The sequence below is a fragment of the Thiocapsa sp. genome, assembly GCF_018399035.1.
Classification (GTDB): domain Bacteria; phylum Pseudomonadota; class Gammaproteobacteria; order Chromatiales; family Chromatiaceae; genus Thiocapsa.
This window is the reverse complement of record NZ_CP073760.1, coordinates 3,883,102-3,909,845: the sequence shown is the minus strand read 5'-3', so window position 1 is coordinate 3,909,845 and position 26,744 is coordinate 3,883,102. Positions and strand designations below refer to the sequence as shown.

The window sequence follows — 26,744 nt, the reverse complement described above, 5'->3', positions numbered from 1 at the left end:
CGCTTCACTTCTCGGCGGGCGGCGTCCAGCGCATCCTCCGGCGTGGCCAGATAGGGATCCCAGTCATCCTCGAACAGCTCCGCCTGGCGTTGACGGCGTTTCGCCTCGGGGACCGGGCGGGGGTACCGCGACGCACCGGCCAGTGACGGGAGAATTCCTCCAGGGCCGGCCCGAAGCAGGAGAGATAGAGGTCGACCCCGCGCATGCCGGCATCCTGGAAGTCCTTGATGCGCGAGCGCACGGCAGCCCGGACTTTGGGCTCCAGATCCTCCCAGTAGAGCGCGTCGTCGCCCTCGACACGTTCGGTGCGGGGTCGGCAGATCAGGAAGATGGTGCTGTTGGCGGCGGACTTATCCTTGATGTGCAGTGAGCCCTCGGCCTCCGTGTTGATCGGCCAGCTTGCGGTAATCACGAATCCGGCCTCCATCAGACCCTTGGTCAAGGCATCCCAGGCACCCGTGGCCTTGTGGGTGAACATCAGCGTCATGATGCCGTCCGGTTCCAGGACGCGCCGGCATTCGGTGAAGATGGCGGCCATCCGCTCCCGATAGTCCTGGTTCGCGAGGGATTTAGCGCCTTTCTCGCCGCGGAACTTGGCCGGGTTGGCGACCGCCTCGTGCTCCTTGTCCGTCAGCGCGCGGCGGAACAGCTCCGGGTAGACATAGCCCGCGGTGCGCTTGAGCCAGACCTAGAAGAAATCCGACAGCTCCGCGTACATGACGTTGTCGTAGTAGGGCGGGTCCATCACGATCAGGTCCACTGCGCCATCGGCCAGATGGTCCAGGCTGTCGCCGGACTTGCAGGTGATGGTGACCGGGGGCGGGGTGAAAGGCGGCGCGGCGAATAGATCCGCATGGCGCGTTTGCTTCTTGGCGGCCTTGACATCGATGTCGGGACGGACCAGGTCGACAAGCTCGCCGATGCACTTGGCGGTTTGCTCGATGGCCCAGTCGTAGCCGAGGCCGACGATCAAGGGGGCCATTTCCGCATGGGACCACGCGAACGCGAAATCGTGTCGGTTGAAGGTGTTGGCTACGACCTCCCGCGTCGACATCCAAACGGACATGCGGGAGTTGTAATTGAGGAGCTTGTCCAAAGACAGCGTGAGGTAGCCAAAGGCAGCTTTGGTCGTGTCCGGGAGCGAACCCTTCGTTTCTTCCAACTCCAGCAGCGCACGAAAAACCTCGACGCTCGTAGCGTGGCAGTAGAGTTGCCGTGCCGAGAAAAGATCGCGCCAGGATGCCATTCCGTACCTGCGCGGCTCCTCCGTTTTGTTGCCGGGAGGCACCGCCTCCGTTGGCACCAGGTCCAGCGCCTCCCACTCCGGCAACTTTTCGGCCAGGCGCTCGGCGATCAGGTCGGACACATCGTCTTCGGGCCGCGGTGCGCGGTATCCGCGGATCCATTTCTCCCGCTTCTTTCCGGTCTTCGTGGTTGTCCAAGTGCGCCGCTTATAGACCACCGCATAGAGTTGCTGTCCCATCTTGCCCGCCTGCGCCTGGCGCTTGACCTCGTCGCCATCGACGACCCGACCACAGTCGGGATAGGGGCAGCGGGCGTCGCCGCCGGTCACCGTGCCTGCGGATTGCTCCTTGGCGCGTGCCACGATCTCGAACTCGCAGCGACGGATATCGCTCTGTGTGTGGGGTAAAAGACGGACTCCTGTCCCGTCGGGGGCCAAGCGCCAGTTTGGAGACAGCGGAATCAATCCGTCGCAGTAAGGGCAGGTGATGGTGCGAGCCCAGAGGTAACCAAGGATGGTTGTGTCCTCAGGTTCAGCTGGGAAGACTCCCTGGAGCTTGGGCTCAGCCTGCCGGATGAACTCTCGACTGATGCGATCGAACTCGCGGAGTACCTCGAGCCCGAAGCGCCCTGGCGATTCGAGAGTCGCTTTCAAAATCAGCGCAGCAACCGGGTTGAGATCGTTCGCGTAAGTCGACAGACCAAGTCGCCCCGCCTCAAAGGGTATGCTTCCTCCGCCGGCAGTTGGATCCAGAACCTGTGGTGCATCGATCCCGACGCGGCGCCCCTCGTAGGCTAACCAGTCGAGATCGCTTCGGCTTGGCGCGTGTTGGAAGGCCCGTGGGTAACCGTAGGGGTCAGCGCCAAGATGTTCTCCGGTCTTGTTGGCCGCCGAGAGAAGACGCTTTGTCTTGGCTCTCCAGGATCTCATGGGGTTATGATATCTTATAAATCAACAACCTGAACCTTGCCTGCGGGCAGAACCCCATTCGGACGCGGCCTATAATGATGTTTGACACCGATACCCTTCAGACCCTGCTGAACCTGCCTGATCTCGCCATTGATCGCGTTGTGCTCGGCGTGCGCAGAACGCTCCAGATCCATGTCCACAGCACCTTGGAGGGAACGCACTGTCACCGTTGCGGCAAGCCGATCGACCATGGCTACGGGCTTGGGCAAGAGATCAAGCTGCGGCACTTACCGGTGTTCGACTACCACACCGTCCTTGTTTTGCGACCCAAACGCTATCAGTGCCACTCCTGCGAGGGCGGCCGACGACGAGTCAGATGCTGTCGTGGTATTCGCCACGCGCCTCGGTTACGAAGGCCTTCGAGCAGCAAATGCTGCTCGAGTTGATCAACAGTACGCTCGAGGATGTGAGTCTCAAGCATGCCGTCGGTGTCGATGCGCTGCAGGGCATTCTGGATCGCCGCATCGAGCCCGAGGTCGATTGGAACGGGATCGAGACGCTGGAGGTCATCGGCATCGACGAGATTGCGTTGAAGAAGGGCCATCGCGATTTTGTCGTCGTGATCAGTGCCTACGTGAATGATCGGCTCCGCGTCATCGCCCTGCTCCCGGCACGGACCAAGGCCGTCGTGGAGGCGTTTTTCGAAGCATTCCCAAGCGCTTACGGCGCACGGTCGAGGTTGTCTGCTCGGACCTTTACCAAGGCTTCATCGGGGCCGCGAAGGCCGTGTTCGGCAAACGCGTCCTCATCTGCGCGGACCGCTTTCATGTCGCTCGCTTGTATCGCGAGGGACTCGAAACCCTGCGCAAGCGCGAGTTCAAGCGGCTGCGTCGCACGCTCTCCAAAGCGTCCATTGATGAGCTCAAGAACGCGCATTGGGTCCTGCGGCATCGTCGCGCCGACCTGAATGCCGATGAGCGTCGCCTCCTCAATCGCCTCTTCGCCCACTCCCCGAAACTCAAAGAAGCGTACGAAGCCTGCGAGGCGCTCACCGCCATCTACGACAGTCGCCTGTCGAAAGGTCAAAGCAAACGTAAACTGCGCGGTTGGATGCGCCGCGTCACCAACCGCAAGCTCACGTGTTTCGATCGTTTCCTCGGCACGCTCGAGACCCGCTTCGAGGAGATCACGAATTATTTCGTCGGCCGCCGGACCAGTGGCTTTGTGGAAGGGCTCAACAATAAGCTCAAAGTCATCAAGCGCCGCTGCTATGGAATGACGAGCCTCAAACACTTCTACCAGAGGGTGTACCTGGATCTCAATGGATACGCCAAGTTCGGAACCGTTCGTTGATAAAACAAGCGCTTGCCAGGTCGAGCGCTCAGCCATTTTCGGGGTTTCTCGTGTACGGCGAAATGCGGCATAAGTGCCTGTTTTAAAATAACTCATGCGTCCCCCTGAAATCCGGGAGAGCCTTTGTCTTGACTGGATCCCCATGAATTCCAAGCACATGCATGAACCGCTCCCGATCCGCATCCGCCGGCAGAAGCGCAGCCAAGATGGCCGCACGCGAGGCGACGAGGGGGCGGCGCGCCCACCAGACGTGCAGGTAGTAGGTCGGCGGCAGTGCGGTCATGGACCGACGCTCGCGGACACTCTCTTCGCCAAGGGCTGCGATGGGCAACCAGGTCTCGATCAGGCGGGTGGTCATGGAATCCTTCAGTCCGGGTCTCGTCGCAGTTGAATGGCCTTAGAAATGCGCGCGCGCGTTTCTGCGCGCAATTCTTCTCGGTAAATGCGCGCCGCTCATTTCCGCGCGCATTCCACGCTGTAGTGAGCCGAGCGCCCCGCACCCTCGAGCCGGATGTCCGGGTTCTCGGCCCGCAGTTCCAGAATCAGGCGCACCACCTGATGTCTGTGGTGGTGGGTGATCTGTCGGATCTCCTGGTTGCTGAGCCCCGGCTCGCCAAGGCGGGCGCGGTCTTTCGGTACCCCAGCTTCTGCACACTGCGTCGTGAACTTGGCGGATTGCTTTCATTCGGAGGCGTGCTCAATGGTGATCGCGCAAATCGTGCCCCGGTCGTCCAGGTCGATCACCGTGTTCTCGTCGAGGTCGCGGGTTTCCGATACCGGTGCGGGGCGCAGTTCGATGTAGAGCGTATCCGTGTCTTGGAAGTAGCGAAGTAAACATTCGGTCACGCCTTCCGGGACGCAGAGAAAGTACGGGACACAGACGTAGAAATCACGTACAACGTGTGCCATGGAAGGCACGACACGTCTCGATCCATCTGCGGAGCGACCGCATCCATGCCTCGGCACGGCTGGCGGCAAGGGGTCGCGTTTCGCTCGGGAATGGGTCACGATCAGCAAACAGGAGCACATTGACCTGCGTGCGCGGGCCAACTACTGGGAAGCGCAGCATGCCCGCGCGAAAGCCCAGGTCGAGGCGTTGACGCAGGAGGTGGCGCGCAAAGAGGCCACCATCAAAGACCTGAGGCAGCGGCTGTTCGGCAAGAAGAGCGAGAAGCACGGTCCGCTGCCCTCGGAGAAGGAGCGGGGCGACGGCGACGACGCGCCCCAGCGCAAGCGCGGCCAGCAGCCGGGCTGTGCGGGGCATGGCCGGACCCCACGCCCGACGCTGCCCGTGGTCGCCGAACAGCATGCTCCGGCCGATGGGCAGAGCGCGTGTCCGCACTGCGGTTTGCCCTATCGGCGCACGCCGGCGCTGGACGAGCAAAGCACGGTGATCGAGGAGCAGGTGCGCGCCTATACGCGGCGCATCACCCGGTGTGCCTACACCCGCGATCCCGGTTGTTGCTGTGAGAACACCCCGGCCGTGATCAGCGCACCGCCGCCGGCGCGCCTGATCGCACGCAGCCCCTTCGGCGTGAGCTTTTGGGTCGAGATGCTGCTGGGCAAATATCGCTACGGCCAACCGAGCAACCGGTTGCTCCAAGACCTCGCCGATCAAGGCTTGCCGGTCTCCCCCGGCACGCTCGCCGGTGGCCTGCAGCGTCTCACCGGGTTGTTCGAGCCGGTGCTCGAGGCGCTGTACTGCAAGCAGATGAGCGAGACGCTATTCAACAATGACGAGACCCGCTGGGAGGTCTTCGTCGATCTGGAGGGCAAGGTCGGAACGCGTTGGTATCTGTGGCTGACGCGCTCGGCCTCGGTGGTGTTCTACTGCATCGATCCGAGCCGCAGCGCGGCGGTGCCCGGCGCGCATTTCGCCGGCTTGCAGGGCGAGCGCGCCATCATCGTCTGCGATCGCTACAGCGCCTACAAAAAGCTCGCGCGCCTGGCCGAGAACATCTTGCTGGCGTTCTGCTGGGCGCACGTGCGCCGCGACTTCCTGGAGGCGGGGCGCGCGCTGCCCGCGTTGGAACCTTGGGCGCTGGACTTCAAAGCGCGTATCGGCATGCTCTACCATCTCAACCAACAGCGTCTGGCGCACTGGGATCCCGATCGCCCCTTGGCGCAGCAAGGCGCGGCGTTCGAGCACGCGCAGGCGGCCTTGCAGGCGGCGCTGGCGGACCTGCACGCCGAGGCCGAACGGCTGTTGGCGCAGGACGACACCGACGCGACCCTGCCGAAGGTCGCCCGCGCCAGATGCAAGCGGGTGCTCACCAGTCTGCTTCACCATTGGTCGGGGCTGACGGTCTTTGTCGCGCATCCCGAGGTGCCGATGGATAATAACCGTGCCGAGGAGACGATCCGCACGCCGGTCATCGGGCGCAAGAATTATTACGGTTCGGGTAGCCTGTGGAGCGCGCAGCTCGCCGCGACGCTGTTCTCCATCCTGCAGACCCTGGCGCTGTGGGGGATTAATCCGCGTGCCTGGCTGACCGCTTATCTCAACGCCTGCGCCGAGGCCGGCGGACAAGCTCCGAGCGTGCTGGCGGAGTTCCTGCCTTGGTCGATGGATGCCGCGCGTCGTGCCGAACTGTGCCGACCCGCCGCGCCGCCGACCGGCATCGACAGCTCATGAGTCATCGCTACTGCGGGCGCGACTTCCAGGCCGAGGAGATCGCGCTGATCCGCGCACTCATCGCCGAGGACCCGCCCCGCAGCCGCGCAGCGCTGTCGCGCTTGACCTGCCAAGCGCTCGCCTGGCACACCGCCAACGGCGGTTTGAAGGACATGTCCGCCCAGGTGGCCATGCTGCGGATGCACAACGACGGGCTCATCACGCTGCCGCCGCCGCGCAACCGCCGGCCCGATGCGCGCGTGCGCCTCAGCGCGCTCAGCGATCCGCAACCGCGCCTCGAGCAACCGGCCGCCGCGCTCAAACCACTGACCTGGTCGCGCGTGCAGCACAAAGCCCAATCACGGCTGTGGAACGAACTCATCGAGCGCTACCACTACCTCGGTCATACCCTCTTGCCGGGGGCGCAGCTGCGCTATCTGGTCTACGCCGCCGAGCAGCCCGTCGCCGCGCTCGGCTTCGGTGCCGCAGCTTGGATGTGCGCTCCGCGCGATCGCGACATCGGCTGGAGTCATGCACAACGTGAGCGCCATCTCCATCGGGTCGTCAACAATGCCCGCTTCTTGATCCTACCCTGGGTCCACTCCAAAAACCTCGCCTCCATGCTCTTGGCGCAGGCGGCCAGGATCCTGCCCGAGGATTGGCTGGCGGTCTACGGCTACCGCCCGCTGCTGCTGGAGACCTTCGTGGAGACACCGCGCTTTCGCGGCACCTGCTACAAGGCCGCCAACTGGACCTGCTTGGGACAAACCAAAGGCCGCGGAAAACTCGGCCAAGCCGGAAAACAAAGCGAACCCATCAAGGACATATGGATTTACCCGCTGGACCGACGCTTCCGCGAAGTGCTTACCCGTTGATTCTGATGGGTAGGGGTAGACCGAATATTTACGTAGCGAATCTTCATGGCTTGTATCCCGTCTTGGAAAAGGGCGTTGTGGACGGATTCGCCGTCGGGGAGCAGCACCGCCAGGGCGCTCGGCCCTCGGCCTCCTCAATTGGTGCCCACCGCCCGATACGCCCGTCGGCCTGGATCTCTTGCCGTTCGGGATTCGCCACGACGTGCGCGATCCAGGTCTCCTCGATCGCGCGTCGGGCCGGGCGCGCCCGCATCGCCGTAAAGTATGCCGTGCGTTTCACGGTGCCGCACTGCCATGAAGACCCCAAACCTGGGTGTTGGGAAGGCAGGCATCGATATCCGCTTGGTCTATGCCCGGGGCATCCTCCAGCCTTGGCCTCGGGGCGGAGAGCGTGGAATCCGGGATCGCGAGGTTCAAGTTCAGCATGGGGTTGACTCCGCCAGTTGTTGGAGCGCATGGGACCGCTCTGAATGCGGATGCCACCGGTTCTGCCTGTTGCCATGGGAGTCCGAATCTGGCTGAGACGCCATTTTCCTGGCAAATGAATCGTTAGGGGAGCGTCCGCACGGCACGGCGGGTTACTCGTCCACCAGGCGCAAGGCCCGTTGCAGTACCGCGTCGGAGAGATACATCCCACGGTCCCGGAGCTGTTCGAGCACGGGGCGGGCGGCCTGGATGCGGCCAGCCTGCTTCGCCGCCAACACAAGGCCGACGGTACCCCTGAGAGGTATACCCAATGCCTCTGCGCACCGCCGTCCGGCGAGGTCATCGATCAGGGCCGTGCTTCCGGGGCAGGCCCGCGCCAACTCCAGCACTGCGCTTTCACCCGCCCCCAAGTCCCAGGCCAGCACTTGCACCGACACGACCTGAACCGGTTGAACCTCCAGCCAGAGCTGGGCGGCCAGCGCCTGGGCGGTGGGGTCTTGGGGTCCGTAGGCGCGGATTTCCTGAGCAACCGGCTCGGGGACCCAGACGGCTGGGGCGGCGGCTTGCAGTAAATCCAGTCGCCCGGCCTCCGCGAGGTGAATCAACGGCGACGTATTGACCACCAGCCGCAGCTCGCCCCCGCTCATGGGGCCGTGGTCTCGCCAGACGCATCCAGGCCAAGCTCGCGCACCAGGCTGTCGTCATCCAGGACAAAGACGTCCGCACCCTCCCGGACCAGGGCATGAATGAAATCGCGCCTGTTCAGACCGGCCAACTCCGCCGCGCGCTCCTGCGACATCAGTCCGCGTCCGTACCAGTGGATCGCAGCGGCCAGTTTCATCTCGCGGCCAAGCTCGGCCGGCGAGCGCCGCAGGGCGGACAGTGCGGATTCCGGGATCGCGAGGGTCAAGTTCGGCATGAGGTAGCCTCCACCCGGTCTGGAGCGCCCGGGATCGCTGTGAGTGTGGATGCCGCTGGTCCTGGTCCAGCCACCGATCAAGGACTGGGCCAGCAAACCAAAGATGATAAGTCACTGTTCAAGAATTCGTTTCTAGCCACTCACCACTATACTCTGCCTGTCTCAAGCCTTGGGATCGATCAACAGAAAACGCAGAGACATGAGCACACGCCTGGGGTACTTGCGGTGCATCGCCATGCCCAGCCAGTAGGCGGCCTCCTCGCGGCCCATCTCCTCGATGCCTTCGGCGCAGGCGCGCATGTATTCGCGATTGCGCATGGGTGCCAGAACCCGGAAGAGGAGCCCGAGATTGAGGGCCAGGTCCTCGTCAAGGCTGAAGATCCGACGCGCGTCGGCCAGAGGTCCGCCGAGCTGGATGCGGGCCTTAGCGAGCCGCCGCAGCACGCGATGCTCGACCAGTGAGAGGTTGCGGCCGCGCAGACCGGCAATGCGCACCGGGGCCTTGATGTGTGGCGTGGCCGGGGCCGGAACCTGCCAGATCTCCATCTCCAAATCTTCCGCGCCATGGGTGCGGACCCACAGCTCGTATTTCGGCATGGCCGCATCCGATCCGGCCCCGGCGCGGCCTGATTGGCCTGCTGGTCTGTACGAGGGCAAGGCGTTCACGCGCTGCCCTCGGCGGTGATCGCCACATAGGCCGCGCCGGTGCCGAAGCGAGTCAGTCGCTCGGCGAGCTTTTCCGGGATGTCTCCGGCGAGGCTAAGCCCGGTGTCGTCGAAGCGGATATCGAAGCGAGCCGACAGATCCTTTTCTTTGGCCGCGCGCAATTGGGGGTCCAGGAAGTCTTTGACGGGCTGGGCGTCCGCGGGTGGGCCGGTGAACTCGATCTCCAGCAGCCCCCCTCTGCGGTCTCGTAGCTGCCGGTGATGACCACCTGCTTGGTGGCGCCCTGAACGGCCGCGACCAGGCCCAGCAGGCGGAAGGCGTCGGTCGCGTCGAAGAGGCGCAGTTCCAGTGTGCGAATGCGGGCGAACTTGCGCGCCCTCGCCCGTTCCCAGAGCTTGGTGAGGGCCTCTTTAAGAACGCCTTCTTCGGTCAGGGTGTTCGATGGCGGCGTGGTCTTGCCAGTGGAGCCGGTACCGGTGCCCGTGGCGCCTCCGCCGGACGTGCCTGATCCGGGGTCTTTACCGCCTGCGGTGCCTGTGGTTCCGCTGGATCCGGTTGATCCTCGCCCGGTTTGACCCGTGCCGTCATCGTTGCCAGTTTCGCCGCCGGAACCGCTGCCGGAGCCGCCGACCGGGCCGGATCCGGGCGGTGCCTCGGAGACCTTCGGCCAGATGCCGCACTCATTTGCATACGCGGCGGTATGGACGAAGGACTGCTCGTCGATATGGATGTTGGCCCAGGGGTCGCCCTTGGCGTGGATCAGATCGCCGCTCTGATAGACAAATTCGCCTCCCTCGATGCCGCGACGGATGCCTTTCACGAAGCAATCGTCGCCCACCAGGATGGGCAGGCCGGGGTCGCGTCGGAACTCGGCGCGCAGGGCGGCGGTGGTGATGGTGCCCTTCTTCAGGGGCGTGCGGTCGCGGATATAGGTCGCCGAGTCCGGCTCGTCCTCGGGCAGGCGCAGTTTGTTGTTGGCGCGCAGGACTTCGACCACCTGTTTCTGGCCCTGGCCGGGTTTGTCCGAGGCGCTCTGCACGTCGATAGCGCTATGCGCGAGGTCCAGCTCCGCGCCCTCGATCCGGTGCTTGGAGGCATAGATGACGTGCCGGTAGCACTGCTGGATGGCCAGGGCGAGCTCATGCTCGGAGCGTTGGTACCACTCCTTGATCCGGTCCTGTTGATGATCAGGCAGCTCGTTGAGCCGTTCCGGGCGGCGCAGTTCGTTCAGCGCCAGACGCCGAACCATCTTATGCCGCATCTCCTCCTTGCGGGCCTGATCGGCCAACAGGAAGACGAGGTTGTTGCGGTTGATCCGCAGGCCCCCGCTCGCATCTTTCTGCGCATAGATGCGACCGACCAGCTCCGGGACGGCGACATTGTCCGATGCAACCTCCACGGCATCGAACCCCATGAGGACCAGGGACGGCTTGCCGTCGCCCGCGTCGTCGGGCACCTCGTAGGGGCCGCCGGGGAAGGGGTAGAGGTTGAAGACGGTCCCGCCGAAGATCGATTTGATGCGGTCGTTGAGCTGTGCGCGGGCCTCGCCGGGATCCGCGTGCTGCTCTTGACGGCGCAGGATCTGGGTCAGGTTGGCCTCGGCGAGAAACCGCAGCGGGACGTTCGGGCGGTCATCCAGATAGGCCGAGCCCTGCACGAAGCGCCGCCGGGCGTCGTCGATAAAGCTCAGGTCCGTGCCGGGCGAGAGGATCGACCAGCGCAGCTCCTCGGGGGTGGCGCCCTTCAGATTCTCGTTGAAGGCCAGGGTGTGAAACAGGATCGCCCGGCCGACGTAGGAGCCATAGGGTGCGAGTCCTTTGTAATGGTCGGTGTCGAGCTGCTGGGCCAGCGCGCTTTGATCGCCATCCACCGCGGCCACGTCGGACTTGATGGCGGGGACGAACTGGCGCTGGCCGAGCCGGGTGACGATCTCCTGGCGAATGGGCTCGAAGCCGGGGTCGAGGTGATGCAGATGGATGGCGTACGCATCGGCCGGACGCTGCTCCCAGAGCCGGCCGACGCTGCGGGCGAGCAGGCGCAGCATGCCGCGAACCCGCTGGAAATTGCCCAGGGTGGACATCTTCTCGCGCAGGGTGTCGATCAGCTCGGGGTGCAGGGGGTAGCCTGCTGCGAAGGCTTCCAGGCGCGCGTCGCGGCCGCCGACCGGGGGCAGGTTGTCGCGGTGCTGCTCCCGGAGCTGGCGGTAGGATTCGATGACGGCGGTCGCTGCGGCATCGTCGATGCGGTCAAAGAGTCGGCGGCGGAGGATCTTGACGGTTTCGTCTTCTTCCGTGGGGTCGAGCAGCGTGGCCTTGCGGGCCGAGACGCTCTCGGCCTCTTCCATCTTATCGGCGATGAACTGGTTGAGTCCGCGGGTCGGATGGGTGTTCGCGAAGAACTTGACCGGGTCGAGGTATTCTTCCGGGGCCTCGCCGCGCAGCACCTGGGCAAGGTCAGCCGCGAAGTCCGATTCGGAGATCGTGCCTTTCAGGACGTCCTGGCGCGGTGTGCAGATGCCGAAGATGGTCGGCAAGGTCATGGTCCGTGAGATCTCGTGTCTTGAATCCGAGGCGGTCGGTAAGGCTGGCCTACTTTCCAGTCAACCGGTTGGAGCTCGGAGCCTCGGTCTGCTCGGTTCCGATTGTCCGGTGGCCCTCATGATCAACGGGTTTGTAGCACGTCGCGGCAGACGAAACCAACTCCGCCGCGCGATCTCGGCGGTAGGAACGCTGCGATCATCGCTCCCCGCGCTCGATCCGCGTGCGCGCCCGGCGCGGGCGCGATATTCTGAGGTTCTGATCCGGTTGCCGAGTTCGCGTGCAGGACGCACGGTTGCGGTCGGCATCGGCCGGACACCCCTATTCAAACACTCGAGCGCATCATGAGCGAAGGTATCCTCTTTATCGTCTCGGCCCCGTCCGGCGCCGGGAAGACCTCATTGGTCAAGGCGCTCCTGGCGCGTGATCCGGGCCTTTCGCTGTCGGTCTCCTGCACGACGCGTGCGTCCCGCGCCGGCGAGCAGGACGGCGTCCACTATCACTTCATCGATCAGGCGCGCTTTCGGGAGTCGGTCGCCGCAGGTGATTTTCTGGAGCATGCGGAGGTCTTCGGCAACCTCTACGGGACGCGCGCGGCCGACGTGCGCGCCGCGCTGGACGCCGGGCGGGATCTGATCCTGGAGATCGACTGGCAGGGCGCGCGGCAGGTTCGCGAGCGCTTCGGCTCGGCGGTCGGGATCTTCGTCTTGCCGCCGTCGATCGCGGAGCTGGAGCGTCGCCTGCGCGGGCGAGGCACCGACAGCGATGCGGTCATCGCCGATCGGATGGCGCAGGCGCGCGACGAGATGGCGCATGTCGAGGAGTATGCCTATCTGGTCGTGAACGAGGTGTTCGACAGGGCCCTGGATGCGCTCGCGGCCATCGTCCTCGCCGAGCGTCAGCGTTTCGAGCGGCAGCGGCCGCGGCTGGGGTTCTTGCTCGATGTCCTGACCTGATGCGGGCGCGCCGTCGCTCCCTGCGGCTTCGCCATGTATGTTAGGCTCTTAGCACAAGGCTGCCGCGTGGGCGGTCGACTCTGAAGGGCATGAACGGCGCGCCCGTCCGCCTGTCGAACAACGACGAGTCCTCGCACCCGCGTCCGTCGCATTCCCCGGCCCGTTACGCCGGCGCCCCCGTATTTTCGAGACCCCGATGGAGATGATTTCGCATGGCCAGAATTACCGTTGAGGACTGCCTCAATCACGTCGACAACCGCTTCGACCTGGTGCTGCTCGCAACCAAGCGTGCCCGCCAGCTCGCGAACGGCGTCGAGCCGATCCTGCCTTGGGCCAACGACAAGCCAACCGTCATGGCGCTGCGCGAGATCGCCGCGGGCCATATCTCCACCGCGATGGTGCAGGCCGCGCAGCGCGAGATCGACGAGACCACGGCCGCCTTGGAGCAGGCGCTCGCCGAGGAGCTTTCCTCCGAGCTCGGCGAGGCGGAGCCCAAAGGCGATCCACGCGAGTAGAGCCTCGATGCGCACTGACGAGAAGCGGCGACAGACCGGGGGGCGGCCATTCTGCGGTGGACGTCCGGGTTCTGTGCGCTCCGTCATGAGCCCGTTCGATGCCGGATCCATGCAAACCGCCCTCCTCCCCGTCGTCGCCCCGGCCTCCGTTCACCCGGTTAAGCCTCCCGCTGAGGATGCAGGCCGTGCGCCCGTGGCCCGTTATCTGATCAGCGACCTCTGCGCCTATCTCGAGACCTATCTCCCGCCCGAGCAGGTCAGCGAGTTCTATCGCGCCTATCTGTTCGGGGCCGAGGCGCACGAGGGTCAGAGCCGCAAATCGGGCGAGCCCTACATCTACCATCCGGTCGCGGTCGCGCGCATCCTCGCCGAGATGCACATGGACTATAAGTGCCTGATCGCGGCCCTGCTGCATGATGTGATCGAGGATACTCCGGTCGAGAAGGAGCAGGTCGCGGAGGTCTTCGACGAGGAGATCGCCGATCTCGTCGACGGGGTGAGCAAGCTCTCGCAGATCGCGTTCGAATCGCGTGCCGAGGCCCAGGCGGCGAGCCTGCAGAAGATGCTGCTCGCCATGACACGCGACATCCGCGTCATCCTGATCAAGCTCGCCGATCGTCTGCACAACATGCGTACGCTCGGGTCCATGCATCCGGATGCCTGCCGACGGATCTCGCGCGAGACACTCGACATCTTCGCCCCCATCGCCAACCGCCTCGGCATCAGCCGCATCCGCGTCGAGCTCGAAGAGCTGGGCTTCCTGCACCATTGGCCTTGGCGCCGTCACGTGATTCAGCGCGCCTTGCAGAAGACCTGCGGCGCGCGCGTCGAGATGGTCGGCACCGTGGAGATGGCCCTCAAACAGGCCCTGCATCAGGAGGATATCCACGGGGAGGTCGATGGCCGGCGCAAGCATCTCTACGGCATCTATCGCAAGATGCGCGAGAAACGCCGCGCCTTCTCGGAGGTGGTGGACGTCTTCGCCTTCCGGGTGACGGTGGATCGGGTCGACACCTGTTATCGCGTGCTCGGACTGGTCCACAATCTCTACAAACCCGTGCCGGGGCGCTTCAAGGACTATATCGCCATCCCCAAGGCGAACGGCTATCAATCGCTACACACGGTGCTCATCGGCCCTCAGGGCATTCACATCGAGATTCAGATCCGCACCGAGGACATGCAGCGCATGGCCGAGTCCGGGATCGCCGCGCACTGGCTTTACAAGAGCGGTGAGCAGTCCACGGCCAAGGCCACGACGCTGGCCTCGGAGTGGTTGCAGAATCTGCTCGTGATGCAGCATGCGGCCGGCAATTCGGTGGAGTTTCTCGACCATGTGAAGATCGATCTCTTCCCCGACGACGTCTATGTCTTCACGCCCAAAGGCCGGATCCTCACCCTCAAGCGGGGCGCAACGGTCATCGACTTCGCCTACGCGATCCATTCGGATGTCGGCAACACCTGTGTCGCCGCACGGATCGACCGGCGCATGGTCTCGCTCAGCACGCATCTGCGCAGCGGCCAGACCGTGGAGATCATCAACGCACCCGGCGCCAAGCCGAATGCCGCTTGGCTGAATTTCGTCGTGACCGGCAAGGCCCGCGCGAGCATCCGGGGCTATCTCAAGAACCTCAAGCAGCGCGAGGCCCAAGTGCTGGGGCGGCGCCTGCTCAGTGCGGAGCTCGGCACATTCGGTGTGGATCTGGACAGCCTCGACCCGGTCCGTGTCGCGGCCTACCTGGAAGAGGCCAATCAGCGCACGCTCGACGATCTGCTCGGGGATATCGGGCTCGGCAATCGTCTGGCCGCATTGGTGGCGCGTCGCTTGGCGGCGGGAGACGACGACGAGGCGACCCAAGCGATGCAGGCCGACAAGAATCTGCATCCCCACCGCTTGGCGATTCGCGGCACCGAGGGGATGGTGGTGAGCTTCGCGCGCTGTTGTCGGCCGATCCCGGGCGACACCATCGCCGCGCTCTTCAGCCCGGGCCGCGGGATCGTGGTCCATCGCACTGAATGCCGCAACCTCGGCAGCTTGGAGACCAAGCGCGACAAACGTCTCGATGTCGAATGGGCCAACGAGCCGGACGGCGAGTTCCCGACCGAGATCCGGGTGGAGATCGGCAATCGACGCGGCGCACTCGCGATCGTCGCCGGAGCCATTGCCGAGCTGGGCTCGAACATCGAGAACGTCCACTCGCGCGAGAAGGACGGCATGACCACCGCGTTGGAGTTCCTGATCCTCGTGAAGGGCCGCGTCCATCTCGCGCGCATCATGCGCCGCCTGAGACAGCTTCCGCTGGTCCTGCGCATCACCCGCGTCCCGCGCTGACCCTCGCGATCCCGCGCAGATCTCCCCGTAGGATGGGTAGAGCACAGCGAAACCCATCCTCCCCGCTCCGATCCCGCGGTCCCCGTTCCCGGCTGGGTAGAGCACAGCGAAACCCATCCTCCCCGCTCCCGGCTGGGTAGAGCGCAGCGAACCCCCGACAGGGCGGCGCCGGATGTCGGGTGACGGGTTGCATCCGAAAGGCGTCGGCGCCACCTCCCTCACCAGACGCGTGGTTGGAGGTCGTCCGACCCGCGACCATCAAGCCGTACGCTCTCGGGCGTGCCTCAGACAAGGGTCGACTCATGTCCGAACTCACGCTCGACGAGCGCTGCTCGCTCACGCGCCGCATCATGTCGCTGTTGGAAGGCTGGAATCTCGGTGCGAGCGACATCCTGGTGCTCCTTCAACTGCCGGCGAGCATCAAGGCGCGCAACCTCTCGCGCTATCGCGACGAGGAGTGCTTCCCGGATGATCCGCAGGTCAATCGGCGGCTCTCCTATCTGGTGCGGATCGAGGACGCCCTGCATACCTATTTTCCACGCAACCCCGAGATGCGCCATCTCTGGGTCAAGCGCGCCAACAAGCAGTTCAACAAACGTGCGCCGATCGCCGTGATGGTCGAAGACGGCGAGAGCGGGCTCATCTCCGTCCTCTCGCATCTGGACTGCACCTTCGCGTGGGATATGACGGGGTCGAAGGCGGAATACGGCAAGGGCTGACCAGCCGCCGCCCTAGCCGATTTCCTGAGAATTCAAAACCCGTAAGTTGTGCTGACGATAGGCAGCACACCGACCGCCGGCGCTCGGTGTGCCTCGCACGGCTCGGCACAACCTCCTATCCAGCGGGTGACTCCCCGGCCAGCCAGTCGCGCGGCTTGAGGAAACGCTCGTAGAGCTCGGCCTCCGCGCTGCCGGGCTCGGGGCGGTAGTCGTAGCGCCAGCTCACCTCCGGCGGCAGGGACATCAGGATCGACTCGGTGCGACCGCCCGATTGCAGCCCGAACAGGGTGCCTCGGTCATAGACCAGGTTGAATTCCACATAGCGACCGCGGCGGTATTTCTGGAAGGCGCGCTCCTCGTCGCCGTATTGCTTCGCCCAGCGGCGATTCACGATGGGCAGGTAGGCCGGCAGATAGGCCTCCGCGACGCTGCGCATGAAGGCGAAGCTGTGCTCGAATCCCCCTTCGCTCAGATCGTCGAAGAAGAGTCCGCCGACCCCGCGGGGCTCCTCGCGGTGTTTCAGATAGAAGTAGCGGTCGCACCAGTCCTTGTAACGCGGATAGACGTCCTCGCCGAAGGGCAGACAGGCCTCGCGCGCCGCGCGGTGCCAGTGGCGCACGTCCTCCTCGAAGCCATAGTAGGGCGTCAGATCGAAGCCGCCGCCGAACCACCAGACCGGCTCGGCGTCGGGTCGCTCCGCGATGAAAAAACGCACGTTCAGATGCGAGGTCGGCACATAGGGGTTCTGCGGATGCACGACCAAGGACACGCCCATCGCCTGGAAGCCACGCCCGGCCAGCTCGGGCCGACTCGCGCTTGCCGAGGGCGGCAGGCGCTCGCCGAAGACGTGCGAAAAGTTGATGCCGCCGCGCTCGAAGACGGCCCCGTCCTGCATGATGCGCGTGCGCCCGCCACCGCCGCCCGAACGCTCCCAGGCGTCCTCGCGGAAGCCCGCTCCGCCGTCGGTCTCGCGCAGGGCCGCGCAAATGCGGTCCTGCAGATCGAGCAGATAGGTCTTGACGGCGTCGGCGTCGGGTCGATCGGACATCGCGGCAACTCCTCGCAGGTGCGGTTATGATGAGATGGCTGGTCGGATAGTACCGAATGTTGACCCGTTGAGGTCCCCCTCGCCGAGCTCGAACTGATTGGACCCTCGGTCATGCGAGTCCCGCGAGCCATAACACCATCAGGAGACAAACCCATGTCCATCGCCTTGCGCGCGCTGCTGATCGCCCCCGTCCTGCTCGTCGGCTCCGCTTGCGTTGCGGCCGATCAAGCCGTCGCCTTCCTGTCCTTTCAGTCATCGGTCCCGGATGCCTGGGTCGCCGAGACGCCGAAGAGCGAGATGCGCCAGCTCCAGTTCAAGGTGCCCGCGTCCCCCGGCAGCGAGGGCGGCGACGGGGCCGAGTTTGTCGTCTACTTCTTCGGACCCGATCAGGGCGGGACACTGGAGGCCAACATCGAGCGTTGGCAGTCGCAGTTTCAAGGCCCGGACGGCGCGCCGGTCGAGCCGACCGTGACGCAGATCGGCACCGCGACGATTCCCGCCACCCTGGTCGAGCTGCGCGGAAGCTACGGCCGCAGTGTCGGCATGGGTCCGGGCGACGACGTGCAGGCGGATCGGATGCTCCTTGCGGGCGTCATCGAGACACCGGAAGGCAACCTTTTCCCGCAGATGCACGGCACGGCGGAGCTGGTCGCCGCACAACGCGATGGTTTCGTCGCGTTCGTGAAGGGAATCCAGCCGGCCGAGCAGACGACGCCGTAAGCCACGCCTCGGGAGTTACGCCGCATGCCACGTCGGATCCTGTTGCTCATCGTTGCGATGCTGGCCATCGGCCTTTTGGCCGGCGCCGCCGGCTTGGTGTGGATCGCCAAACGCGGCGAGCCGAGCTATACGGGCAGCCTGGCCATTCCCGGGCTCGAAGCCCCGGTGCGCGTTCGTTACGGGCCGCACGCGATCCCGACGCTCGAGGCCGACAGTCTGCATGACCTGCTGTTCGCTCAAGGTTATGTCGTGGCGCGCGAGCGGATGTGGCAGATGGATCTGCTGCGCCGTCTCGCCGGCGGGCGTCTGGCCGAGGTGTTCGGGACCCTGGTACTGCCGGCGGATCGCTTCTTTCGCACCATGGGGCTCGATCGCGAGGCCGAGCGCAGTCTGGCTGTCTTGAACCGCGAGGAGAGGTCTCTCCTCGAGTCCTATGTGGCGGGCGTGAACGCCTATCGGGCCGAGGCGACGGCCGAGCGTCGCCTGCCGCTCGAGTACCTGGTCGTACGCGCAGACCCCGCTCCCTGGACCCCGCAGGACAGCCTCCTGATCGGCGGCTATATGGCCTGGACCCAGTCCTACAACCTGCGCGCCGAGCTGACCTTCCTGCGTCTGGCGGCCCGCATCGGCCCGGAGCGGGCGCGCGAGCTCTTTCCGACCGATGCCGGGATCCCGGCGCCGGAGGTGTCGCCCGAGCTGGTGCGCGAGTTGGCGCAGCAGCAGGGGCGGACCCGGATGCGCGGCGACCGGCAAGGGCCGACGATCGAGCCCGTGCTCGAGATCGTTGCCCGACTCGGCCTGCCGTTGCCGGCGGCGGCCAGCAACGGCTGGGCGGTGAATGGACCCCGCACGGCCGACGGCGCGGCGTTGCTCGCCAACGATCCGCATCTGGCGGGCTCCATGCCCGGGATCTGGTACATGCTGGAGCTGATTGCGCCGGATCTGCATGTCGCCGGGGCGAGCCTGCCCGGTGTCCCCTTGGTGATGATCGGGCACAACCGGGATCTCGCTTGGGGCTTCACCAGCACCATCGCGGATACACAGGACATCTTCGTCGAGCGTCTCATGCCCGACGGCAAGAGCGTCGAGCGTGCGGACGGGCGCTCCGAGCCGATCGCGACCCGGGTCGAGCGCATCTCCGTCAAGGGTGCCGATCCGGTCGATCTGGTCATCCGCTCGACCGACAACGGCGTGATCGTCAACGACATCCTGGGTCCGATCACCAAGACGCCCATGGACCTGCCGAGCCTGGAGACGCCGCATGCGCTGGCGCTGCGCGAGACCAACGATCTTCCCGACGGCGCCTTTGCCGGGTTGCTGCGTCTCAACCGAGCCGAGACGCTCGAGGAGGCCGGCGAGGCCATCCTGGAGTTCAAGCATGTCGTCTTGAACCTCATGTCGGCCCACCGCGACGGCGGCATCGCCCTGCAGGTCAGCGGGGTCCTGCCGCAGCGTGGCAAGGGCTCGGGCGCCTTCCCCTCGCCGGGTTGGGTCGAGGGCTATGCCTGGCAGGGGCTCGTGCCCCAGAGGCGCAACCCGCGGCGCGTCGATCCGCCCGGGGCGGCCTTGGTGACAGCCAACAACCGGATCGTTCCGGTCGAGTATCCGGTGACCATCAGCAACGCCTGGATGGCGCCCTTTCGCGCCGAGCGCATCGCCGAGCGGCTCGATGCAGCCGGCCCGCTGACGCCCGAGGCGATGGCGGAGATCCAGACCGATCGTATCAGCACCCAGGCACGGCTGGCCCAAGCCGCCTTGCGCAGGATCGAGATCGATCTGCAGGCGGTGGATCAGGCCGCTTGGAACATCGCCGCCGCGGAGCTGCTCGATTGGGACGGCGACATGGCGGGGTCGAGCCGGTCCGCGGCCTTCTACGCCTTGCTCGAGCCGGCGCTCTACAGGGCGCTCTACGAAGACGAGCTGGGCGAGGACCTCGAGGCGATGACGGCGATGGCCCTGTTCGCCTACAGCCCGCTGCAGGAGATGCTCCGCAGCGGCCGGTCGAGCTTCTGGGACGATGTGACAACGTCCTGGACCGAGGGTCCCGCCGAGATCTGGGCACGGGCGCTGAAGGCCGCCAAGGCGGATCTCGATGCCCGGATCGGCAATCCGCAGGATGCGCGTCTGGACCGGATTCGTACACTGACCTTCCCGCATGCCTTCGGGACCTTGCCCTTGGTCGGGCGTCTCTTCAACGTTGGTCCGATCGGTGTCGGGGGGCATGCGGATACGGTGAACGTCATGAAGCCGATGCCGCTCGCGCCCGAGGAGTCCGTCTTTATCCCCTCGATGCGGGTCGTCTACACCCCCGCGGATTGGGCAGGCACCCGCGGCGTGCTGCCGCTCGGCCAGTCGGGACACCCCTTCTCGCCTCATCGAACGGATCAGCTCGATGCTTGGCTGACGGGCGCGACCTATCCTTGGCCCTGGAACGGGCCGAGCGAGCAAGAGACGATCGGTGTCCTGATGCTGGCCCCGGGTCTTTAAACCTAAACCGCGTCTCACTGGGATCGAGGATATCGCCGAAGCCAAGCGCACAATGAAAACGACGCATGTCGCTCTGGACGCGGTTTAGGTCTCCAGCCAGAAGGTCACGGGTCCGTCGTTCACCAGCCTGACCTGCATGTCGGCACCGAAGCGTCCGGTCGCGACCGTGGGATGCGCGGCACGCGCCCGCGCGACCAGGTCGTCGAACAAGCGCTTGCCTTCGTCCGGCGGCGCGGCCGAGGTGAAGCTGGCACGGGTCCCTTTGCGGGTGTCGGCAGCGAGTGTGAATTGCGGCACCAGCAGAAGCCCGCCGCCGATGTCGCGCAGGCTGAGGTTCATGCGGTCGTCGGCATCCGGGAAGACCCGATAGCCGAGCAGACGCTCCAGCAGCCGTTCTCCCCGGGCGGTCGTATCGCTCCGCTGGACGCCCACCAAGACCAAAAGGCCGCGCTCGATGGCGCCGATCGTCTCGCCCGAGACCTCGACATGAGCACGGGAGACACGTTGCAGTAAACCGATCATTAAAAAATATTAAATTTTAAACCGCGCATCCAAAAAGGTCGGGGGAATCCTTGAGCCCGACACAACATGAAAATAACGCATGTCGCTCTGGACGCGGTTTAACCAAGCGCATCGGCAAAGCGGTCGGTCGCCGCCACCAAGGCCGTTCGGATGCCGGGCTCGAAGGCCGAGTGACCGGCATCTGCGATCACTTGCAGCTCGGCCCTCGGCCAGGCCTCATGGAGATCCCAGGCCGAGCGCATCGGACAGATGGTGTCGTAACGGCCTTGGATGATGATGCCCGGGATGTCTTGGAGACGGTGTACGTCCTCGAGCAGCTGATTCGGGCGGAAGAAGGATCGTTTCATGAAGTAATGGCACTCGATCCGCGCCAAGCTCAAGGCGACATGCGGATGGGCGAAATGCGCCTCGATGTCCGGATTCGTCCGCAATGTCGCCGTGCGTCCCTCCCAGACCGACCAGGCTTGCGCCGCAGCGAGACGGGTTGCTGCGTCCTCGCCGGTCAGACGTTTGTGATAGGCCGAGAGCAGGTCGCCGCGCTCGTCGAGAGGGATCGGGGCGAGAAACTGCTCCCAATAGTCCGGATAGATCCAGCTCGCACCCTCTTGATAGAACCAACGAATCTCCTCGTCGCGGCAGAGAAAGATTCCGCGTACCACAAGTGCCGTGACACGATCCGGATGGGTTTGGGCATAGGCGAGGGCCAGGGTCGAGCCCCAAGAGCCGCCGAAGACCAGCCAGCGCTCGATCCCGAGTCGCTCGCGGATCCGTTCGATATCGGCGACCAGATCCCAAGTGGTGTTCGCGGTCAGGGACGCGTGGGGCGTGGAGCGTCCGCAGCCCCGCTGATCGAACAGGACCGCGCGATACCGCTCCGGGTCGAAAAAGGCGCGATGGGCCGGCTCGCAACCCGCGCCGGGGCCGCCGTGCAGAAAGACCGCGGGGATGCCGTCCGGTCGACCGCATTCCTCGACGTAAAGCCGGTGGTCGTGGTCGACGTCCAGCGTATGGGTCGCAAAGGGCTCGACGGGGCGATAGAGGTCGGGCATGGGCTTTTGTGTTCCAACGCAATCAACAAGCTCGGTAACGATTCAAAAACAACCGAAACATGTAGGATGGGTAGAGCGTCAGCGAAACCCATCCAGCTCACCCCAAGGGCATCAGACCGAAACCCGGCAACGGGGCGGTTTGGAGGATGGGTTTCGCTGCGCTCTACCCATCCTACGCGCTACAACTTAATGCCGAGCCGCGACAGCCGTGTCGCTTTTTTTGTCTTCTATAACCTAAACCGCGTCCTGCCGTCGCCGCTTGTCGCGTCGAGGCTGAATCCACCCCCGAACCCGACCTGTCGCTCCGAACGCGGTTTAGCAGCAGTTTAGCCGCGACTCGCCCGCTTGCGATCGTTCTCCGTAAGATGCCGCTTGCGCACCCGGATCGCCGTGGGCGTGATCTCCACCAGCTCGTCGTCTTCGATGAACTCCAGCGCCTGCTCGAGGGTGAACTTCACCGGCGGGGTCAGCAGGATGTTCTCGTCCGTGCCGGCCGCGCGGATGTTGGTCAACTGCTTGGCCTTGAGCGGATTGACGGTGAGATCGTTGTCGCGCGAATGGATCCCGACCACCTGGCCTTCGTAGACCTCGTCGCCCGGGGAGACCATCATGCGGCCGCGCTCCTGCAGGCTGAATAGCGCGTAGCCGAGCGCCTTGCCCGTGCCGTTGGAGATGAGTGCACCGTTGCGCCGCGGGGCGATGCCGCCCGGATTGGCGGGGCGATAGCGGTCGAAGATGTGATATTTGAGCCCGGTTCCCGAGGTCATGGACATGAAGTCGGTCTGGAAGCCGATCAAGCCGCGCGAAGGGATCTCGTAGTCCAGGCGCACCCGACCCTTGCCGTCCGGGACCATGTCCTTGAGCTCGCCGCGGCGCTCGCCGAGCGCCTGCATGATCGAGCCTTGGGAGGTTTCGTCGACGTCCACGGTGAGCTGCTCGTAAGGCTCGCAGATCTGTCCGTCGATCTCGCGGAAAATGACCTCGGGACGCGAGACGGCCAGCTCGTAGCCTTCGCGGCGCATGGTTTCGAGCAGGATCGACAGATGCAGCTCGCCGCGACCGGAGACCCGGAACTTCTCCGGGTCGTTGCCTTCCTCGACACGCAGGGCGACGTTGTGGATCAGCTCGCGCTCGAGCCGATCCTTGAGCTGGCGCGAGGTCAGGTATTTGCCGTCGCGCCCGGCGAAGGGCGAGGTGTTGACCTGGAAGGTCATGGTCACCGTGGGTTCGTCGACGGTGAGCGGCGGCAGCGCCTCGGCATGCTCCGGATGACAGAGTGTATCCGAGACGTTCGGCGCCACGATGCCGGTCAGGGCGACGATGTCCCCGGCCGTGGCGAGCGGGACTTCATGGCGCTCCAGACCGAGATAGCCGTAAACCAGGCCGACCTTGGCCTTGTAACGCCCGCCGTCCGGCTTGACCACGACGATCTGCTGATTGGGCCGCACGCTGCCGTGGCGGATGCGCCCGAGCGCAATCGCCCCGACAAAGGAGCTGTAGTCCAGCGTGGAGATCTGCATCTGGAAGGGTGAATCCGGATCCACCTCGGGCGCCGGGCAGTGCTCCACGATCGCCTCGAAGAGCGGCGTCATGTCGCCCTCGCGCACCTCGTTGTCCAGCCCGGCATAGCCGTTCAGGGCCGAGGCATAGATGATCGGAAAATCGAGCTGCTCGTCGCTTGCGCCGAGCCGGTCGAACAAATCGAAGACCTGATCGATGACCCAATCCGGCCGCGCACCCGGACGGTCGATCTTGTTGATGACCACGATCGGACGCAGACCATGCTGGAACGCCTTGCTGGTCACGAAGCGCGTCTGCGGCATCGGCCCTTCCTGCGCATCGACCAACAGCAGCACCGAGTCGACCATGGAGAGCACACGCTCGACCTCGCCGCCGAAGTCGGCATGGCCCGGCGTGTCGACGATGTTGATGCGGTAGTCGCGCCAGCGCAGCGCGGTGTTCTTCGATGTGATGGTAATGCCGCGCTCCTTCTCCAGCGCGTTGGAGTCCATCACCCGCTCGACCGGCCCGAAGCGGTCCCCCAGCGTCCCGGATTGCTGCAGCAGCTTGTCCACCAGCGTGGTCTTGCCATGATCGACATGGGCGATGATGGCGATATTGCGTAACGTCTCGATCACGAGTGGAGCTCCGGAGAAGATGAAATCGGGGGTAGGGCCGGGCGATGGGTGCGGTGCGAGCGGATGATCTCGGTGCCGAGCCAGCGCGAGAGTATATACCCTACGCCCGTGAATATTCGGTGATCGAATCAACCGGCTTCGCAAGTCCCGAGATGCCGGGGTGCGCCATGGCCGGGCGGCACGCAGGTGTGCTCGGGTCAGGGCAGTGCAGTGCACCCGTCCCCGAGTCACGATGACGTCGACGCGATTCGACGCGGCTCAGACCGGCTTGTAGATCTGCGCCCCCTCCTTGCGGAATTCACTCGCCTTCTCCTTCATGCCCTCCTCGAGGGCGATCTCCACGTCGTCGAGCCGATGCGCCAAGGCATAGTCACGCACGTCCTGCGTAATCTTCATCGAGCAGAAATGCGGCCCGCACATGGAGCAGAAGTGGGCGACCTTGTGCGACTCGTGCGGCATGGTCTGGTCGTGGAATTCACGCGCACGCTCGGGATCGAGCGAGAGGTTGAACTGGTCCTCCCAACGGAACTCGAAGCGGGCCTTGGACAGCGCATTGTCGCGGATCTGGGCGCCGGGCAGTCCCTTGGCGAGATCCGCGCCGTGGGCGGCGATCTTGTAGGTGATGATGCCGTCACGCACGTCCTGCTTGTCGGGCAGGCCCAGATGCTCTTTGGGCGTGACATAGCAGAGCATGGCGGTGCCGTACCAGCCGATGTTGGCGGCGCCGATGCCGGAGGTGATGTGGTCGTAGGCCGGGGCGATGTCCGTGATCAGTGGGCCGAGGGTGTAGAAGGGCGCCTCGTAGCAGTCTTTGAGCTCCTTGACGACGTTCTCCTCGATCATCTGCAACGGCACATGGCCGGGGCCTTCGATCATGACCTGAACGTCGTGCTCCCAGGCGAACTTGGTCAGCTCCCCCAAGGTCTCCAGCTCCGCGAACTGGGCTGCGTCGTTGGCGTCGGCGATCGAGCCGGGGCGCAGCCCGTCGCCCAGGCTGAAGGAGACGTCGTACGCCTTCATGATCTCGCAGATCTCGCCGAAGTGCGTGTAGAGGAAGTTCTCCTTGTGGTGTGCCAGACACCACTTGGCCAAGATGGAGCCGCCGCGCGAGACGATGCCGGTGAGCCGCTCCGCGGTCAGGGGGACATAGCGCAGCAGCACGCCTGCGTGGATGGTGAAATAGTCCACGCCCTGCTCGGCCTGCTCGATCAGGGTGTCGCGGAACATCTCCCAGGTCAGCTCCTCGGGCTTACCGTCGACCTTTTCGAGGGCCTGGTAGATGGGCACGGTGCCGATCGGCACCGGCGCGTTGCGTAGGATCCACTCGCGCGTCTCGTGGATGTTCTTGCCGGTGGAGAGATCCATCAGGGTGTCGCCGCCCCAGCGCGCCGACCACACCATCTTCTCGACCTCCTCCTCGATACTGGAGGTGACGGCCGAGTTGCCGATGTTGGTGTTGATCTTCACCCGGAAGTTGCGCCCGATGATCATGGGCTCCAGCTCGGGGTGATTGATGTTGGCCGGGATGATGGCGCGCCCGCGGGCGATCTCGTCGCGGACGAACTCGGCCGTGATGGTCTCGGGCAGGCTGGCGCCGAACGACTGGCCGCGATGCTGGCGCAGGAGCTTCGTGTAACGCGGGTCGGCGCGCAGCTCCTCCAGGCGCATGTTCTCGCGGATGGCGACGAACTCCATCTCGGGTGTGACGATGCCGGCTCGTGCATAGTGCATCTGGGTGACGTTGCGACCCGGCTTGGCGCGACGCGGCGTGCGGATGTGCTCGAAACGCAGCTGCGCGAGCTGCGGGTCGGATTGGCGCTCGCGTCCGAAGGCCGAGGTGGGTCCGTCGAGCAGCTCGGTGTCGCCCCGCTCCCGGATCCATGCCTCGCGCAGATCGGGCAGGCCGGCGAGGAGGTCGATCCGCGCCGTGGGGTCCGTGTAGGGCCCCGAGGTGTCATAGACCATGATGGGCGGATTCTCTTCGATCCCCGCATTGGTCTGCGTCGGAGTCAGCGTGACCTCGCGCATCGGGACACGCAGATCCGGGCGCGAACCCGTCACATAGACCTTACGCGAGCTTGGAAAGGGCCGTGTGACCTCGTCGGACAGCTCGGCGGTCTTCTGGACGAAGGCCTGGGGGATGGCGCTCATGGAATCTCCTCTCGACGGACGCTTGGCGTATGGTGGCGCCATTGATGTGGGGCCGAATCGGCCGTTTAGGCTGCGGTCCGAACGGATGATGGCGGACGATGGTCGGGGCCATCCGGCGGGAGGAGCGGCGGGGTGATCGAGACGCAAACGAATCCCGAGTCGAGGCGGCAGGAACCGAGAGCCGGCAAGGCTCATGGGATACACTACCCGGATCGTCGTGCCGGCCGTTCGACGGCGGTGCCCGACGGGCTCGGTCATCGTTGCGAACCGGCACCCTTGATCCGTCCTCGTCGCCTGCTTTCCTGCGCCGGCATGATCCGGATCAGGTTCGAAGGGTCTTTCTCAGCCCGTCGCGTGACTACATCACTTAACCGTATGGCGCCGGTCGATCGACAGGCCTTTCGGTCGGATTCGGTCACGCCTACCGGACACCCCCAGCAGCATGTCGCGAGAAACTAACGAAAGGCCGCCGGGATTTCAACCCGATCGCACCGAGGGTACGCCGCGGGCAGGCTTTAGGCTTGACCTTTGGGCTCGGGCTGCCGATCCTGAAGTCGGTCTCAAGGGA

The 26,744-nt window shown here is 64.9% G+C and carries 24 protein-coding genes, 1 pseudogene and 1 riboswitch; of the genes and pseudogenes, 10 read left to right on the top strand and 15 right to left on the bottom strand.

The annotated features are described in order from the left end of the window. Positions 1-4: 4 nt before the first annotated feature. From KFB96_RS17770 to KFB96_RS26945, 3 genes are all read right to left on the bottom strand, one after another. The gene (locus KFB96_RS17770) at positions 5-538 is read right to left on the bottom strand and encodes a hypothetical protein (RefSeq protein WP_213501461.1); all 534 of its coding nucleotides are present in this window, start codon (positions 536-538) and stop codon (positions 5-7) included. Between the two features lie 150 nt (positions 539-688). After that, positions 689-2,173 carry a hypothetical protein gene (locus KFB96_RS17765; protein ID WP_213460143.1) on the bottom strand — a complete coding sequence of 495 codons (1,485 nt, stop codon included), beginning with the start codon at positions 2,171-2,173 and terminating at the stop codon, positions 689-691. Positions 2,174-2,187: 14 nt separating this feature from the next. Further along, positions 2,188-2,439 (bottom strand): hypothetical protein, encoded by a 252-nt coding sequence (locus KFB96_RS26945; RefSeq protein WP_300970433.1) that lies wholly within the window; start codon positions 2,437-2,439, stop codon positions 2,188-2,190. Here KFB96_RS26945 and KFB96_RS27645 point away from each other — a divergent pair. Both KFB96_RS27645 and KFB96_RS27640 read left to right on the top strand, forming a co-directional pair. Beyond that, entirely contained in the window at positions 2,323-2,598 is a 276-nt protein-coding gene (locus KFB96_RS27645) for a transposase family protein (protein ID WP_367115057.1), read from the top strand. The genes KFB96_RS26945 and KFB96_RS27645 overlap by 117 nt on opposite strands. Then, positions 2,529-3,505: pseudogene (locus KFB96_RS27640) on the top strand (ISL3 family transposase). The gene KFB96_RS27645 and the pseudogene KFB96_RS27640 overlap by 70 nt, the downstream one beginning before the upstream one ends. Positions 3,506-3,587: 82 nt before the next feature. On the opposite strand, the gene KFB96_RS17745 reads toward KFB96_RS27640, so the two are convergent. Both KFB96_RS17745 and KFB96_RS17740 read right to left on the bottom strand, forming a co-directional pair. Continuing rightward, positions 3,588-3,863 carry a DUF1156 domain-containing protein gene (locus KFB96_RS17745; RefSeq protein WP_213460137.1) on the bottom strand — a complete coding sequence of 92 codons (276 nt, stop codon included), beginning with the start codon at positions 3,861-3,863 and terminating at the stop codon, positions 3,588-3,590. Positions 3,864-4,186: 323 nt separating this feature from the next. Then, a complete protein-coding gene (locus tag KFB96_RS17740) occupies positions 4,187-4,351 on the bottom strand; it encodes a DUF2283 domain-containing protein (protein ID WP_300971724.1) in 165 nt (54 codons plus the stop codon). 61 nt (positions 4,352-4,412) lie between these two features. On the opposite strand from KFB96_RS17740, the gene KFB96_RS17735 reads away from it, so the two are divergent. Next, a complete protein-coding gene (locus KFB96_RS17735) occupies positions 4,413-6,140 on the top strand; it encodes an IS66 family transposase (RefSeq protein WP_213501457.1) in 1,728 nt (575 codons plus the stop codon). Continuing rightward, positions 6,137-6,994 carry a DUF4338 domain-containing protein gene (locus KFB96_RS17730; RefSeq protein WP_213501456.1) on the top strand — a complete coding sequence of 286 codons (858 nt, stop codon included), beginning with the start codon at positions 6,137-6,139 and terminating at the stop codon, positions 6,992-6,994. Before KFB96_RS17735 ends, KFB96_RS17730 begins: the two co-directional genes overlap by 4 nt. A gap of 276 nt (positions 6,995-7,270) precedes the next feature. Here the strand turns inward: KFB96_RS17730 and KFB96_RS17725 are convergent, their stop codons facing one another. The 5 genes from KFB96_RS17725 to KFB96_RS17705 all read right to left on the bottom strand — a co-directional run bounded on the left by KFB96_RS17725 (position 7,271) and on the right by KFB96_RS17705 (position 11,544). After that, entirely contained in the window at positions 7,271-7,420 is a 150-nt protein-coding gene (locus KFB96_RS17725; protein WP_213460131.1) for a hypothetical protein, read from the bottom strand. A gap of 152 nt (positions 7,421-7,572) precedes the next feature. After that, on the bottom strand, positions 7,573-8,043 hold the full coding sequence (locus KFB96_RS17720) for a DUF3368 domain-containing protein (RefSeq protein ID WP_300970430.1): 471 nt from the start codon (positions 8,041-8,043) through the stop codon (positions 7,573-7,575). 20 nt (positions 8,044-8,063) lie between these two features. After that, positions 8,064-8,339, bottom strand: coding sequence for a UPF0175 family protein (locus tag KFB96_RS17715; RefSeq protein ID WP_213460128.1), 276 nt, complete (start codon positions 8,337-8,339; stop codon positions 8,064-8,066). Between the two features lie 162 nt (positions 8,340-8,501). Further along, the gene (locus KFB96_RS17710; RefSeq protein WP_213460126.1) at positions 8,502-8,936 is read right to left on the bottom strand and encodes a hypothetical protein; all 435 of its coding nucleotides are present in this window, start codon (positions 8,934-8,936) and stop codon (positions 8,502-8,504) included. Between the two features lie 121 nt (positions 8,937-9,057). Next, positions 9,058-11,544 carry a DUF499 domain-containing protein gene (locus KFB96_RS17705; protein WP_213460124.1) on the bottom strand — a complete coding sequence of 829 codons (2,487 nt, stop codon included), beginning with the start codon at positions 11,542-11,544 and terminating at the stop codon, positions 9,058-9,060. 342 nt (positions 11,545-11,886) lie between these two features. Here KFB96_RS17705 and gmk point away from each other — a divergent pair, with 342 nt between their 5' ends. The 4 genes from gmk to KFB96_RS17685 all read left to right on the top strand — a co-directional run bounded on the left by gmk (position 11,887) and on the right by KFB96_RS17685 (position 16,061). Continuing rightward, positions 11,887-12,498, top strand: coding sequence for a guanylate kinase (gmk, locus tag KFB96_RS17700; protein WP_213460122.1), 612 nt, complete (start codon positions 11,887-11,889; stop codon positions 12,496-12,498). A 212-nt stretch (positions 12,499-12,710) separates the two neighbouring features. Then, on the top strand, positions 12,711-13,013 hold the full coding sequence (gene rpoZ, locus KFB96_RS17695; RefSeq protein ID WP_213460120.1) for a DNA-directed RNA polymerase subunit omega: 303 nt from the start codon (positions 12,711-12,713) through the stop codon (positions 13,011-13,013). A 109-nt stretch (positions 13,014-13,122) separates the two neighbouring features. Continuing rightward, positions 13,123-15,342 carry a RelA/SpoT family protein gene (locus KFB96_RS17690; RefSeq protein WP_300970429.1) on the top strand — a complete coding sequence of 740 codons (2,220 nt, stop codon included), beginning with the start codon at positions 13,123-13,125 and terminating at the stop codon, positions 15,340-15,342. A gap of 302 nt (positions 15,343-15,644) precedes the next feature. Beyond that, positions 15,645-16,061, top strand: a complete 417-nt coding sequence (locus KFB96_RS17685; RefSeq protein WP_213460118.1) for a DUF2384 domain-containing protein — start codon at positions 15,645-15,647, stop codon at positions 16,059-16,061. A gap of 115 nt (positions 16,062-16,176) precedes the next feature. Here KFB96_RS17685 and hemF read toward each other — a convergent pair whose 3' ends face one another. Further along, positions 16,177-17,109 carry an oxygen-dependent coproporphyrinogen oxidase gene (hemF, locus tag KFB96_RS17680; protein ID WP_213460116.1) on the bottom strand — a complete coding sequence of 311 codons (933 nt, stop codon included), beginning with the start codon at positions 17,107-17,109 and terminating at the stop codon, positions 16,177-16,179. Between the two features lie 153 nt (positions 17,110-17,262). Between hemF and KFB96_RS17675 the strand changes: the two genes are divergently transcribed. Together KFB96_RS17675 and KFB96_RS17670 are read left to right on the top strand one after the other, a co-directional pair. Continuing rightward, the gene (locus tag KFB96_RS17675) at positions 17,263-17,829 is read left to right on the top strand and encodes a hypothetical protein (RefSeq protein ID WP_213460114.1); all 567 of its coding nucleotides are present in this window, start codon (positions 17,263-17,265) and stop codon (positions 17,827-17,829) included. Between the two features lie 24 nt (positions 17,830-17,853). Then, on the top strand, positions 17,854-20,316 hold the full coding sequence (locus KFB96_RS17670; protein WP_213460112.1) for a penicillin acylase family protein: 2,463 nt from the start codon (positions 17,854-17,856) through the stop codon (positions 20,314-20,316). A gap of 84 nt (positions 20,317-20,400) precedes the next feature. On the opposite strand, the gene dtd is transcribed toward KFB96_RS17670, so the two are convergent. The 4 genes from dtd to thiC all read right to left on the bottom strand — a co-directional run bounded on the left by dtd (position 20,401) and on the right by thiC (position 26,176). Next, complete coding sequence (gene dtd, locus KFB96_RS17665; RefSeq protein WP_213460110.1) at positions 20,401-20,838, bottom strand: D-aminoacyl-tRNA deacylase; 438 nt, start codon at positions 20,836-20,838, stop codon at positions 20,401-20,403. A gap of 98 nt (positions 20,839-20,936) precedes the next feature. After that, on the bottom strand, positions 20,937-21,887 hold the full coding sequence (gene pip, locus KFB96_RS17660; protein WP_213460108.1) for a prolyl aminopeptidase: 951 nt from the start codon (positions 21,885-21,887) through the stop codon (positions 20,937-20,939). A gap of 326 nt (positions 21,888-22,213) precedes the next feature. Beyond that, on the bottom strand, positions 22,214-24,025 hold the full coding sequence (gene typA, locus KFB96_RS17655; RefSeq protein WP_213460106.1) for a translational GTPase TypA: 1,812 nt from the start codon (positions 24,023-24,025) through the stop codon (positions 22,214-22,216). A gap of 258 nt (positions 24,026-24,283) precedes the next feature. Then, positions 24,284-26,176: a phosphomethylpyrimidine synthase ThiC gene (gene thiC / locus KFB96_RS17650; protein ID WP_213460104.1), complete on the bottom strand. Its 1,893-nt coding sequence runs from the start codon at positions 26,174-26,176 to the stop codon at positions 24,284-24,286. 282 nt (positions 26,177-26,458) lie between these two features. Further along, a riboswitch (TPP riboswitch) is annotated at positions 26,459-26,622 on the bottom strand. Positions 26,623-26,744: the final 122 nt, after the last annotated feature.